Source organism: Nocardioides sp. WG-D5 (assembly GCF_054031175.1).
Genome location: NZ_CM132928.1, coordinates 3,212,892 through 3,225,378, shown reverse-complemented (window position 1 = coordinate 3,225,378; position 12,487 = coordinate 3,212,892). Strand labels below are relative to the sequence as shown.

Annotated in this window: 11 protein-coding genes; 4 read left to right on the top strand and 7 right to left on the bottom strand. The window is 69.9% G+C overall.

The window, feature by feature from the left end; all coding sequences use genetic code 11:
* Window positions 1-421: 421 nt before the first annotated feature.
* The gene (locus ACWZJV_RS15735) at window positions 422-1,027 is read left to right on the top strand and encodes a YceI family protein (protein ID WP_008355997.1); all 606 of its coding nucleotides are present in this window, start codon (window positions 422-424) and stop codon (window positions 1,025-1,027) included.
* A gap of 92 nt (window positions 1,028-1,119) precedes the next feature.
* Here the strand turns inward: ACWZJV_RS15735 and ACWZJV_RS15730 are convergent, their stop codons facing one another.
* The 3 genes from ACWZJV_RS15730 to ACWZJV_RS15720 form a co-directional block, all read right to left on the bottom strand.
* On the bottom strand, window positions 1,120-1,608 hold the full coding sequence (locus ACWZJV_RS15730; protein WP_457177012.1) for a hypothetical protein: 489 nt from the start codon (window positions 1,606-1,608) through the stop codon (window positions 1,120-1,122).
* Window positions 1,609-2,122: 514 nt separating this feature from the next.
* Window positions 2,123-3,763, bottom strand: a complete 1,641-nt coding sequence (gene mctP / locus ACWZJV_RS15725) for a monocarboxylate uptake permease MctP (protein WP_457177011.1) — start codon at window positions 3,761-3,763, stop codon at window positions 2,123-2,125.
* Window positions 3,760-4,014 carry a DUF3311 domain-containing protein gene (locus ACWZJV_RS15720; RefSeq protein ID WP_008355993.1) on the bottom strand — a complete coding sequence of 85 codons (255 nt, stop codon included), beginning with the start codon at window positions 4,012-4,014 and terminating at the stop codon, window positions 3,760-3,762. The genes mctP and ACWZJV_RS15720 overlap by 4 nt, the downstream gene beginning before the upstream one ends.
* A 197-nt stretch (window positions 4,015-4,211) precedes the next feature.
* Between ACWZJV_RS15720 and ACWZJV_RS15715 the strand changes: the two genes are divergently transcribed.
* Window positions 4,212-5,543 carry an exo-beta-N-acetylmuramidase NamZ family protein gene (locus ACWZJV_RS15715; RefSeq protein ID WP_457177009.1) on the top strand — a complete coding sequence of 444 codons (1,332 nt, stop codon included), beginning with the start codon at window positions 4,212-4,214 and terminating at the stop codon, window positions 5,541-5,543.
* A gap of 146 nt (window positions 5,544-5,689) precedes the next feature.
* Here the strand turns inward: ACWZJV_RS15715 and eda are convergent, their stop codons facing one another.
* Both eda and edd read right to left on the bottom strand, forming a co-directional pair.
* Window positions 5,690-6,319, bottom strand: coding sequence for a bifunctional 4-hydroxy-2-oxoglutarate aldolase/2-dehydro-3-deoxy-phosphogluconate aldolase (gene eda, locus ACWZJV_RS15710; RefSeq protein ID WP_457177008.1), 630 nt, complete (start codon window positions 6,317-6,319; stop codon window positions 5,690-5,692).
* Window positions 6,312-8,177, bottom strand: a complete 1,866-nt coding sequence (gene edd / locus ACWZJV_RS15705) for a phosphogluconate dehydratase (RefSeq protein ID WP_457177006.1) — start codon at window positions 8,175-8,177, stop codon at window positions 6,312-6,314. The genes eda and edd overlap by 8 nt, the downstream gene beginning before the upstream one ends.
* A gap of 105 nt (window positions 8,178-8,282) precedes the next feature.
* Here edd and ACWZJV_RS15700 point away from each other — a divergent pair, with 105 nt between their 5' ends.
* Window positions 8,283-9,446 (top strand): ROK family protein, encoded by a 1,164-nt coding sequence (locus ACWZJV_RS15700; RefSeq protein WP_457177005.1) that lies wholly within the window; start codon window positions 8,283-8,285, stop codon window positions 9,444-9,446.
* Window positions 9,447-9,468: 22 nt separating this feature from the next.
* On the opposite strand, the gene ACWZJV_RS15695 is transcribed toward ACWZJV_RS15700, so the two are convergent.
* Window positions 9,469-10,140, bottom strand: coding sequence for an SIMPL domain-containing protein (locus tag ACWZJV_RS15695; RefSeq protein WP_457177003.1), 672 nt, complete (start codon window positions 10,138-10,140; stop codon window positions 9,469-9,471).
* A 39-nt stretch (window positions 10,141-10,179) separates the two neighbouring features.
* Between ACWZJV_RS15695 and ACWZJV_RS15690 the strand changes: the two genes are divergently transcribed.
* Window positions 10,180-11,412, top strand: a complete 1,233-nt coding sequence (locus ACWZJV_RS15690) for a low temperature requirement protein A (protein WP_457177001.1) — start codon at window positions 10,180-10,182, stop codon at window positions 11,410-11,412.
* Window positions 11,413-11,535: 123 nt separating this feature from the next.
* Here the strand turns inward: ACWZJV_RS15690 and ACWZJV_RS15685 are convergent, their stop codons facing one another.
* Window positions 11,536-12,393, bottom strand: coding sequence for a PadR family transcriptional regulator (locus ACWZJV_RS15685; protein WP_457176999.1), 858 nt, complete (start codon window positions 12,391-12,393; stop codon window positions 11,536-11,538).
* Window positions 12,394-12,487 lie beyond the last annotated feature (94 nt).

Here is a 12,487-nt window from a genome sequence, read left to right as displayed (position 1 = left end):
TGCCCCCAGGTGGAGCGGGCCACACCATCTGGCGGACTACTTGGACATCGGGGTGGAGGTGCGGTACCTTAGGTGAACACAAGGTGAACAGGAGGTGTCTGATGAACGGAAATAAAGTGACTGGCAAGCTCGAGCTTCGCTGGCTCCCTGTCGTCGACCGCCGCGGCCGCAAGCACATGGAGGCCCGCTGGGTCGAAGTCAGTGCACCCGCGACCACCCGTCACGCTGCCTGACAACCGCACAACGCTTCCGAGGCCCGCTCCCGACAGGGGAGCGGGCCTCGTGCGTTTAGGGATAGCGTTGTCACTGCAACCAATCTTCCGCCGCCGTCAGAAACACGCACGAGAGCGGGAACATTGGGCGAGATTCCCCCGTTATGATGCTTGCAGTTTCAACCAATTCTTCCAGGAGCACATCCGCCATGGGCATTTTCAGCAAGAAGGACACGGCCCCCGCCGCGACCGAGTTCGACACCCCGACCGCCGCCATCGAGGACATCTCGGGTGACTACACCCTCGACGTCGCCCACACCCGCCTGGGCTTCTCGGCCCGCCACGCGATGGTGACCACCGTCCGCGGCTCCTTCAAGGAGTTCGAGGGCACCGCGACGATCGACACCGCCGAGCCGGCCAAGTCCAAGGTCTCGCTCACGATCAAGGCCGACTCCGTCGACACCGGCAACGCCGACCGCGACGCTCACCTGCTCTCGGGCGACTTCTTCGAGAACGAGGCCCACCCCAACATCACCTTCGAGTCGACCGAGGTCGAGTTCGACGGCGAGACCTGGAACATCACCGGCGACCTGACCATCAAGGGCACGACCAAGTCGGTCACCGTCCCGTTCGAGCAGACCGGCTCCGCCAAGGACCCGTTCGGCAACACCCGCGTCGGCTTCGAGGGTGCCGTGGCGATCAACCGCACCGACTGGGGCCTCTCCTTCAACGCCGCTCTCGAGACCGGCGGCGTGCTCGTCTCCGAGAAGATCAAGCTCGAGTTCGACATCTCCGCCATCAAGACGGAGGCCTGAAGAGACACCGACCACCGTCGGTGAAACCACAGCGGGGCCACCGGGAAACCTCCCGGTGGCCCCGACGCGTCTCCCGGCGTCAACTGACGCGCTCAGTACCCGTTCGGGACGTTGTAGTGCTTCTCCACCCCGATGCGAGCCGTGCCGACGGCATCGACGGACGAGGAGTCGCCCGTGACTCCCCCGGCAAATCCCAGCTGATCCGTACCGAGGCCGACGTCGCGGCCGTTGCCGAGCGGCGAGGCGGTGTCCTCGTCATGGTGGACGACACCACCCCCGGCCTGGTCGACAGGAGACTCGAGGTGCGCGCGGCCACTGGCCACGACCGTCGTCCCGTCTGTCGTCACCGTCACCGCTGCGTCGTTCCCGGACTGCGCTCCCGAGACCGTCACCGGGCCGACCGGCCCTCGATCCGGAGCCTTGATCGGCTTCGACGCGGCCGCCGGTGCGGCCCTGCCGTCAGCGTGTTCTACGGACTGCGAGTCGGCGCAGGCGACCCCGGCGCCGGCGGCCACGAGGCCACCGGCCACGAGGGTCGCCGCCACGGTCTTCCGAAGTGCCCCGAGGACCTTCGAGCTCATCGCGTTCTCCTGACTTGAGTTGCACGGCATGGGACACGGGACCCCGTCAGCGCCTACTCCCGGCGCCCGAGCGCACGGGGATCGCGGTGGCACCGACGGGGTCCCGCCGGGTGGAGCGAGCGCGGTTCTGGTCGTGCTCGTAGCCCCACCCATCGGACCGGACGGATCGGCAGTCCCGAGGATCTGCCACTGTCACGCCCGGTGGTAGATCCACACAGACGACGCCCCCCGGCGCCCAATCGCCTGCATGGATCCGTTGCTCGACATCACGCTCGGTCGCGGCCATCGAGGCATGGCGAGCCGTCACGGCCCGACACATGTCGCCTCGACTGCTCGTCGAGGCCGTAACTGCCTCATTGCCCCACATGGACGCTCCCGAGATCGGTCCGGATCAGACCCTTTCGATACCTGTTACGTACTTCCGTGCGTTGACGTTGCAGTTACATCGGAAATATGAGAAAAGTCCCGCAAACCCGCCACTGGGACGCGTTTGCGGGACTTTGCCCGGGATCGCTCAGCGCACCTCGGTCGTCGAGCTCAGCTCGTCGACGACACCCTCGTCGCCGGCGTCGACCGAGTAGTCCGACGCCACCGTGGCGTCCTCACCGTCGGACACCTTGAGCGCCCTCAGGATCGGAGTCAGCACGACGACCACGACGATGTTGAGCAGGAACGCGGTGAGCGCGATGTAGATCGGGGTCTCCGTGCCCGGGAACGGCGCCAGCGGTCCGCCGAAGTGCTCCTGCGTGGGCGAGGAGACGCCGTAGGCGACGTACGTCCCGTACGCCATCCCGACCGCCCAGCCGGCCAGGACCGCCCAGCGGTGGAACCACCGGGTGTAGAGCCCGACGACGATCGCCGGCAGCGTCTGCAGGATCCAGACGCCCCCGAGCAGCTGCAGGTTGATGGCGTACGACTTCGACAGCGCCAGCACGAAGAGCAGCGCCCCGAACTTCACGATCAGGGACACGATCTTGGCCTGCTTGGCCTCGTCCTGCGGGGTCGCGTCGGGCCTGAGGTAGGCCTTGTAGATGTTGCGCGTCCACAGGTTCGCCGCCGCGATCGACATGATCGCCGCCGGCACCAGGGCACCGATGATGATCGCCGCGTACGCGACACCGGCGAACCACGCCGGGAACTGGTCCTCGAAGAGCTGCGGGATCGCCAGCTGCGGGTTCGGCGGGTCACCGACCATGACGCCGGCGGCGAGGGCGACGAACCCGAGGAGCGCCAGGAGCCCCAGCAGGAACGAGTACGCCGGCAGCAGCGAGGCGTTGCGACGGATCACGTTCCGGCTGCGCGTGGAGAGGACGCCGGTGATCGAGTGCGGATACATGAACAGCGCCAGCGCGGAGCCGAGGGCGAGCGAGGCGTACGCCCACTGGCCGGCGGCCTGCGACGGGAAGAGCGCCTTCGGTGCCGCGTCGCCGGCGGCGATCGCGTCGGCGTTCTCGGTGTTGAAGGTGTCGAAGCTGCCCTGCACCGTCTCGAAGATGTTGGCCCAGCCACCGAGCTGCGACGGGATGTAGATGATGGCCACGATGATCACGATGTAGATCAGCGAGTCCTTCACGAACGCGATCAGCGCCGGCGCCCGCAACCCGGAGGAGTACGTGTAGGCGGCCAGCACCGCGAACGCGATGAAGAGCGGCAGGTCACGGATGAACCAGTTCGAGGAGTCGCTCTGCAGGCCCATCACCTCGAGCACGACCTCCATGCCGACCAGCTGCAGGGCGATGTAGGGCATCGTGGCGAGCAGGCCGGTCAGCGCGACCGCGAGACCGAGGGACTTGGACCCGTAGCGGCCGGTGACGAAGTCGGCCGGGGTGACGTACCCGTGCTTGTGCGAGACCGACCACAGCTTCGGGAGGAACGCGAAGATGATCGGGTAGACGAGGATCGTGTAGGGCACGGCGAAGAAGCCGACGGCGGCGCCGGCGAACAGCGTCGCGGGGACCGCGATGAAGGTGTAGGCCGTGTAGAGGTCGCCGCCGATGAGGAACCAGGCCACGAACGTACCGAACCCACGGCCACCGAGGCCCCACTCGTCGAGGTTGTCCATCGACTTCGCGCGGCGCCAGCGCGCGGCGGAGAAGCCGAGGATCGTGACCAGCAGGAAGAGGAAGGCGAAGACGGAGACCGCTACGGCGCTCACTGGCCGCCCTCCTTCCATGGGCGCCCGGCGGCGGCACGGTCACGCCGGAACGCGGCCTTGGCGACGAAGTAGGCGACGGTCGTGAACAGGACCGAGCAGGGGATGAGGACGAGCTGGAACCAGAAGTAGAACGGGAATCCGGCGAACGTCGGGTCCTCCTTCGCGTACAGCGGCACCGCGAGTGACGGGGCTGCTGCCGCGACCAGGAGGACCCCGACGAGGATCCACGAGCCCTTGGACGAGGACGGCATGGGTCACCTCCGAGATCTGTCGAAATGGGTTGGGGCGATCTGTGACCTTGGTCACATTCACCTGCGGTGTCCAGCCCCAACCGACCGGCACGACGACGAACGGTCGATCTGCCGCGACGAGCGGTCGAATCGCCTGCCGCGCGACGCCTTCAGGGCTAGCCTGCAAGGTGATCTCCCCCTCGGCACAGGAGCGCCCCATGAGCACTGAAGTCCCCAGGATCGACCGGCGCCGCCTGCTCGGCGCTGCCGTGGCCGGCGCCGCGGCGACTCCGCTCCTCACCGGCTCGACCGGCTCGGCGAGCGCGGCGGAGGCGGCGGGCGCGGCAGTCGATCCGCTCGGGCGCGGCGAGGCTGTCCGGCCGGGCGCCGACCGGGCCGCGGCCGACGGCTGGGCGGTGCTGTCCGGCGAACGGGTCGGCATCATCACCAACCCCACCGGCGTGCTGCGCAACCTGCGCAACATCGTCGACGAGATGCACGAGTCGGGGGCCGTGAGCATCGCCGGGGTGTTCGGACCGGAGCACGGCTTCCGCGGCACGGCCCAGGCGGGCGGCTCGGAGGGGACGTTCGTCGACGAGCGCACCGGGCTGACGGTCTACGACGCCTACGGCGCGAACGTGGCGAAGATGAGGGAGCTGTTCACGGCGGCCGACGTCGAGACGGTCGTCTTCGACATCCAGGACGTCGGCTCCCGGTTCTACACCTACATCTGGACGATGTGGACGGCGATGCAGGCAGCTGTCGCGACCGGCAAGCGCTTCGTGGTCCTCGACCGGCCCAACCCCGTGGGTGGGACCGCCCGCGGACCGATGATGACGGCGGCGTACACCTCGGGTGTCGGCGCCCGCGAGATCGTCCAGCAGCACGGGATGTCGGTCGGCGAGCTGGCCCGGTTCTTCGACCGCGAGTTCCTCGAGGAGCACGCCGGCGGGCGGCTGGACCAGCTCGACATCGTGCAGGTCTCCGGGTGGCGACGGACGATGCTGTACGCCGACACCGGCCTCGACTTCGTCCTGCCGAGCCCCAACATGCCGACGCCGGACACGGCGCTCGCCTACCCCGGCACCTGCATGTTCGAGGGCACCAACCTCTCCGAGGGACGCGGCACCACCAAGCCGTTCGAGCTGGTCGGGGCACCCTTCGTCGACCACCGCTGGGCCGCGGCGCTGGAGGAGGCGAACCTGCCCGGCGTGACGTTCCGGGAGGCCTACTTCAACCCCTCGGTCAACAAGTTCGCCGGCCAGGTCTGCGGCGGCGTACAGGTCACGATCCAGGACCGCGACCGGTTCGATCCCGTCCGTACCGGGGTCGAGATGCTGGTCACCGCGAAGGCGCTCTATCCCGAGTTCGCCTGGCGCCAGGACTCCTGGGACACCACCCGCCCGTTCTGGATCGACAAGCTCACCGGATCGACGAGACTGCGTACGCAGATCGACGCCGGCGCCACCGGCGACGAGGTCGAGGCGGCCTGGCGCGAGGAGCTGGCCGCCTTCGACGCGACCCGCCGCCAGTACCTGCTCTACCGCTAGCCCGCCGAGTCGGCGCATCAGTCCCGCGAGAAACCGCCGAGTCGGCGCATCAGTCCCGCGAGAAACCGCCGAGTCGGCGCATCAGTCCCGCGCAGGCGGGACAGTTGCGCCGACTCGGCGGGTTTTTCCGGGACAGTTGCGCCGGGTCAGCGGAGGGCGGCGGTGGCGGCCGCGAGCGCAGTGACGCGGTCCCAGTCGCCGGAGGCGAGCGCGTCGGCAGGGGTCAGCCAGGAGCCGCCGACGCAGCCGACGTTGCGGAGACCGAGGTAGCTGGGAGCGCTGGCGAGCGTGATGCCGCCGGTGGGGCAGAAGCGTGCGTCGGGGAGCACGGAGGGCAGCGAGCCCAGGAACTTGGCGCCACCCGAGGCCTCGGCCGGGAAGAACTTCATCGCGGTGTGGCCGGTCTCGAGGACCGCGAGGGCCTCGGAGACGGTGGCGGTGCCGGGCAGGAACGGCAGACCGGTGTCGCGCATCGCGCCGAGCAGCGTCGGGGTCGCGCCCGGCGAGACGAGGAACTGGGCCCCGGCCGCGGCGGCCTCCTTGGCGAGCAGCGGCGTGGTCACGGTGCCGGCGCCGATCAGGACCTCCGGCACCTCGGCCGCGATGGCCCGGATGGCGTCCAACGCCACCGGCGTACGCAGCGTCAGCTCGACCACGGGCACGCCACCCTCGGCGAGGGCGCGAGCCACCGGCACCGCCTGGTCGACAGCGTCGACGACGACGACCGGGATCACCGGGGAGAGGTCGAGCAGGTCGGTGGACTTCAGGTCAGACATGGACAGGGCTCTCCTGGGACGATGCGGCGAACTGGAAGACGGAGGCGCCGGTGTCGGCAGAGCCGACGGTGGCACGGAAGGCAGCGAAGAGCTCACGGCCGGTGCCGCGCCACTCCGCGTCGAGCGGAGCGCGGCCGGTGGTCGGCCGGTGCGCGAACTCGTCGGGGTCGACCCCGATGCTCAGGGTGCCGGCGACAGCGTCGACGGTGATCAGGTCGCCGTCCTGCACGCGGGCGAGCGGTCCACCGAGCGCGGCCTCGGGCGTGAGGTGGATGGCGGCGGGCACCTTCCCGGAAGCGCCGGACATCCGGCCGTCGGTGACGATGGCGACGTGCTGGCCGCGGTCCTGCATAACCCCTAGAGCCGGGGTGAGCTTGTGCAGCTCGGGCATGCCGTTGGCCGCGGGGCCCTGGTAGCGGATCACCGCGACGAAGTCGCGACCGTCGAGGCGCTTCTCGGAGAAGGCGGTGAGGAAGTCGGCCTGGTCGTCGAAGACCACCGCCGGGGCGGAGACCACCCGGTGCTCGGGCGCCACCGCGGAGGTCTTGATGACGGCGGTGCCGAGGTCGCCGGTCAGGACCCGCAGGCCACCGTCGGGCGAGAACGGGTCGTCGGCCGGGCGCAGCACGTCGAGGTCGCCGGAGGTGGGCGCACCCTCGACCAGCTCGATCTCGCCGTCGCGGGTGAGCCGTGACTCCTGGGTGTAGGCCGACAGCCCCGGGCCGAGGATCGTGGTGACGTCCTCGTGGAGCAGCCCGGCCTCGAGCAGGGTGCGGATCAGGAAGCTCACGCCACCCGCGGCGTGGAAGCGGTTCACGTCGGCGGAGCCGTTGGGGTACATCCGGGTGAGCAGCGGCACGACCGGCGACAGGTCGGAGAGGTCGCCCCAGGTCAGCTGGATCCCGGCGGCACGGGCGATCGCGACGAGGTGCATGGTGTGGTTGGTCGAGCCACCCGAGGCGAGCAGTGCGACGCAGGCGTTGATGATCGACTTCTCGTCGATCATCTCGCCGATACCGGGACCACCGGTGAGCGCCAGCTCGGTGGCACGCTCGGCGGCGGCGCGGTTGAGCGCGGCGCGCAGCAGGGTGTCCGGCGAGGCGAACGAGGAGCCCGGCAGGTGCAGGCCGAGCACCTCCATCAGCAGCTGGTTGGAGTTGGCGGTGCCGTAGAAGGTGCAGGTGCCGCGGGAGTGGTAGCTGGCGGCCTCGGCCTCGAGCAGCTCCTCGCGGGTGGCCTCGCCTGCCGCGTACCGCTGGCGGACACGGGCCTTCTCCTTGTTGGGGAGGCCGGAGGACATCGGGCCGGCCGGCACGAAGACGGTCGGCAGGTGGCCGAACGAGAGGGCGCCGATCAGCAGCCCCGGCACGATCTTGTCGCACACGCCCAGCATCAGCGCCGCGTCGAACATGTCGTGGGAGAGGGCGATCCCGGCCGACATCGCGATCACGTCGCGCGAGAAGAGGGAGACCTGCATGCCGTCGCGGCCCTGGGTGATGCCGTCACACATGGCGGGTACGCCGCCGGCGACCTGCGCCAGCCCGCCGGCCCGCATGACGGCGGCCTTGAGGAGCGGCGGGTAGGTCTCGTAGGGCGCGTGCGCCGAGAGCATGTCGTTGTAGGAGGTCACGATCGCGACGTTGGGCTTGGCCGCGGGGGTGATCACCTTGAGCTCGGCCTTCGTCGGCGCGGTGGAGGCCGCGAAACCGTGGGCCAGGTTGCTGCACGCGAGCCGGCCGCGAGCGGGCCCGGCGACACGGGCTGCCGCGATGCGGGCCAGGTAGTCGGCCCGGGTGGCGGCGGAGCGCTCGATGAGGCGCGCGGTCACGTCGGCGACGGTGGGGGAAACGGCAGTCACGGGTCCTCCAAAGACAGTGTGCTTTGGCACACAATGACATGATCTTTGGATCGATACAAGTAAATCTTTGGTACGACGAAGACATAAGTAGCGTACGCTCGCCTCATGCCCGAGATGACAACCGCCGCCGACGTACTCGATCTGGTGCGCTCCGGACGCGCCGTGACCCGCAGCGATCTGCAGAAGACGACCGGCCTGTCGCGTACGGCCGTGGTCTCCCGGGTCTCGGCCCTCGTCGACGCCGGGCTGATCCTCACCGGCGAGGAGCTCGCCTCCACCGGTGGCCGGCCACCGGGCTCGTTGACCTTCAACGCCGACGCCGGCGTCGTCCTGGCCGTCGCGATCGGGCGCTCCCGCAGCCAGCTCGCCGTCTTCGACCTCGACGGCCGAGAGCTCGCCGGCGACACCCGTGACCACGAGGTCGGCATCGCGGCCGACGACCTGATGCCCGACGTGACCGACCGGCTGGAGCGGCTCCTCGACGGCATCGCCCCGCCGGTCCTGGGCGTCGGGATGAGCCTGCCGGGTGTCGTCGACCCTGTCCGCCTGGTCTCGGTCGACTCACCGGTGATGCGGGGCTGGGACGGCGTCGCGCTCGCCCCCTACTTCGAGCGGCTCACCGACGGTCCGTTGGTGCTCGTCAACGACACCGACGCGCTGGCCACGGCCGAGCTCTTCGGGAGCGGGCTGCACCCGCGTGACGCGCTCGTCGTGAAGGCGTCGACCGGCCTCGGTCTGGCCGTCATCGCCGACGGCAAGGTGCTGCGCGGCCACGCCGGCGCCGTCGGCGAGATCGGGCACACCCGGGTCGAGTCCGCCGGCGAGCGCCCCTGCCGCTGCGGCGCGACCGGCTGCCTCGAGACCGTCGCCGCGGGCTGGGCGCTGACCCAGGGGCTGGTCGACTCCGGCGTCTCCGCCGGCCACATCCGCGACCTCGTCGCCGCCGCGCTGGCCGGCGATGCCATCGCCCGGGGTCTGCTGCGCGAGGCCGGCCGCCAGTTCGGCGAGGTGCTGGCGATCGCGATCAACCTGCTCAACCCCGAGGTCGTGGTCATCGGCGGCGACATGGCCGCCGCGTTCGACCTGTTCACCGCGGGGGTACGCGAGACCGTCTACTCGCGCTCCACCGCCCTGGCCACCCGCGACCTGACCTTCGTGCCCTCCACCCACGCCGACTCGACCGGCATGGTCGGCTGCGCCGCGGTGGCGATCAACCACCTGCTCTCCCCCGAGCGCCTCGACGCCCACCTGGGCGCCGGCACCAGGTAGCCCTGGCCGGGTCGACCAAAGGTCAGGGCGTCGCGACCGTGAAGGCGGCCTCGACCTCGGCGTAGACGGTGATGTCGTCGGGGTCGAAGGCCAGGTCGGGGGCCGCCGACCCAGCGTCCGCGAACTTGGCGGCGGCCGGCATGGCCATGGCCGCCGACTCGTACGCCACCTCGCGGCTGACCCCGACGTCGTTGATGCTCCGGACCGCGACCGGGCCGAGGTCGAGGGCATCGGCGTAGTCCTGCGCACGCACCTTGGCCTGGCGCACCGCCTCCTGACGTACGTCCCGCTCGACCTTCAGCCGGCTGTCCTTGGTGAGCCGCCAGGAGACCTCGTGTACCTGGAGGCCCTCGTCACCGGCCGTACGACCGACCCAGGTCGCCAGCACCGTGAAGTCGACGAACTCGACCGCGAGACCCACGGACGCACGGTGCACGAGCGGCAGCCGCTTGCCGTCCTGGTTCCAGGGCCGCTCTGCCGAGGTGCGCACCCGCTGGACCAGGAACCGCTCGACCGCGCCCTCCTGCTCGAGCCGCTCGAGCTCCGTACGCACGCCGTGCAGCCCACGCTGCAGCCGCTCCATCACCGGCTCGGGCGAGGCGCCCTCGAACCGGATCTCGGCCGAGACCACCCCACGCTCCGGAGCCACCTCGACACTGTGTGACCCACGCACCTTGATCAGGATCTCGCTCATGCCAGGAAACGTACGCCGTCAGGACCTATCCTCACCAGCGTGAATGAAACGAGCCGCCTGCGCCAGATGACAGGACGCGACCCGTACGAGGAGCATCGGGCCGCGACACCCTTGGAGCTGCTCTTCGATCTCACCTTCGTCGTGGCCTTCGGGGTGAGCGGCAACGAGCTGGCCCATCAGCTCGCGGAAGGCCACGTGGCGGCCGGGATCGTCGCGTTCTGCTTCGCGTCGTTCGCGATCTGCTGGGCGTGGATCAACTACTCCTGGATGGCCTCGGCCTACGACACCGACGACTGGGCGTTCCGGCTGCTCACGATGGTGCAGATGGTCGGCGTGATCATCATGGCGCTCGGCCTGCCGGAGATGTTCGAGAGCGTCTACGAGGGCGAGCGGCTCCACAACGAGATCCTCATCGCCGGGTACGTCGTGATGCGGGTCGCGCTCTGCGGCCAGTGGATGCGGGCCTGGCGCCAGGATCCCGCCCGGCGCGGCGCGCACCGGGTCTACCTGATCACGATCCTCACGGCTCAGGTGCTCTGGTGCGTCATCGCCGTCCTGCCGCTCGACGTGGCGACCGCCTTCGCCGCGGCAGCGGTGCCACTGGTCATCGAGCTGGTCGGCCCGTTCATCGCCGAGCGCCACTTCGGTGGCACTCCCTGGCACGCCCACCACATCGCCGAGCGCTACGGCCTGCTGACGATCATCACCCTGGGCGAGGGCGTGATCGGCACCGTCGCGGTGCTGTCGGTGATCGTCCACGACCCGGAGATCGGCTGGACCCTCGAAGCGATCCTCCTGCTGGCCGCCGGGATCGGCCTGACCTTCGGCCAGTGGTGGACCTACTTCATGATCCCGTGGGCCGAGGTGCTCCACCGCCGCCGTGACCGCTCGTTCCTGTGGGGCTACGGACACATCCTGATCTTCGCCTCGATCGCGGCCACCGGCGCCGGCCTCCACGTCGCCGCCTACCTGCTGCAGGGAGAGTCCACGCTGGGTGAGGTCGGCACGGTCGCGTCGGTGACCATCCCGGTCGCGGCGTACGCCCTGCTCCTCTACGTCCTCTACAACTCGTTCCTGCACGTCATCGACCCGTTCCACATCCTCCTGGTCGCGCTCACCGGTGTCGTGCTGGTCGCGAGCGTGGTGATGGCGGCCGCAGGCGTGCCGGTGTCGTGGTGCCTCATCGTCGTCGCGCTGGCGCCCGTGGTGACCATCGTCGGCTACGAAGCCGTCGGGCACCGCCACCTGGCCGCCCACCTCGAGGCACTCTGACCCGGCCTGCGGATACCTGATGTGTGGGGATGCCGGTGGGCCAGCTGCTGTCCACAGGTTCCCCACGCTCCGGAGCGTGGGGAACCTACCTGCGGGTGGGGACCTCTCCCCACGGGTGGGACATCAGGCCTTCGGCTCGGGGCCGGGGTCGCCGTCCTCCGTCTCCTCGGCCTCGTCGATCTGCTCGGCTGTGACTGCCCCTTCACCAGGAACGGTCTCGTCGTCGCCGGCCGCGAGGAGGCCGTAGAGCTTGCGGCGGGTGTCGGCGAGGATGTCGGCCGCGGCCTGGCGCTGGGCGTCGGTGCCGGAGGTGGCGAGCTGCCACACGGCCGGGAGGACCTGGGCGAGCTCGCCGCCGAGGATGCCGAAGCCGGCGAGGTCGCCGACGCCCTGTCCGCGACCACCACGGCCACCGGCACGGGCGTTGTCGACGGCCTTGTCGAACGGCTTCCACACGGCAGCCAGCTCGTCCTTGTGCTCGACGGCGTAGGTCTTACCGGCCTCGGTCAGCCGGATCGCGCGGCGGCCGTGCTCGTCGTCAGACTCCACGAGGCCCTCGTCCTCGAGCTGCTGGATGGTCGGGTAGACCGAGCCGGGGCTCGGCCGCCACTCGCCCGAGCTGCGCTCGGAGATCTGCTGGATCACCTGGTAGCCGTTGATGACCTGGCCCTGCTCGGCCGCTTCGGCCATCACGTAGATGATCGCGGACCGTACGTCACCACGACGGACCCGGGGACCGGGCCGCTGCGGGGGCTGGTTGTCGAAGCCGAGCAGTGCCGCGATCCACGGTGGCGGACCGGCCGGTCCGCGACCGCGACCGTGGTGGCCGCCCTGCCAACCTGGGCCGCCGGGGCCGCCCCATCCGGGACCGCCCCAACCGGGACCACCCTGCCAGCCATGGGAGCGGCGCGGGCCGCCCTTGCCGAACTCTCGACCCATCTGGTCGATCCACTCACCCCAAGGGTTGTTGCTGTAGCTCATCAGTTTCTCTCTCATTCGGAAGACTGGATCGCGTTCCTTCGCGATATATCGTGATCGTACGCCGCTCACGATGCCCGTTCAAGCCAAATGAAGG

Bases quoted from the DNA above. Each gene is read 5' to 3' on its own strand.
- ACWZJV_RS15700 (WP_457177005.1), top strand. From the start codon at position 8,283: ATGCCCGAGATGACAACCGCCGCCGACGTACTCGATCTGGTGCGCTCC.
- ACWZJV_RS15695 (WP_457177003.1), bottom strand. From the start codon at position 10,140: ATGAGCGAGATCCTGATCAAGGTGCGTGGGTCACACAGTGTCGAGGTG.
- ACWZJV_RS15715 (WP_457177009.1), top strand. From the start codon at position 4,212: ATGAGCACTGAAGTCCCCAGGATCGACCGGCGCCGCCTGCTCGGCGCT.
- ACWZJV_RS15735 (WP_008355997.1), top strand. From the start codon at position 422: ATGGGCATTTTCAGCAAGAAGGACACGGCCCCCGCCGCGACCGAGTTC.
- ACWZJV_RS15720 (WP_008355993.1), bottom strand. From the start codon at position 4,014: ATGCCGTCCTCGTCCAAGGGCTCGTGGATCCTCGTCGGGGTCCTCCTG.
- eda (WP_457177008.1), bottom strand. From the start codon at position 6,319: ATGTCTGACCTGAAGTCCACCGACCTGCTCGACCTCTCCCCGGTGATC.
- ACWZJV_RS15730 (WP_457177012.1), bottom strand. From the start codon at position 1,608: ATGAGCTCGAAGGTCCTCGGGGCACTTCGGAAGACCGTGGCGGCGACC.
- ACWZJV_RS15685 (WP_457176999.1), bottom strand. From the start codon at position 12,393: ATGAGCTACAGCAACAACCCTTGGGGTGAGTGGATCGACCAGATGGGT.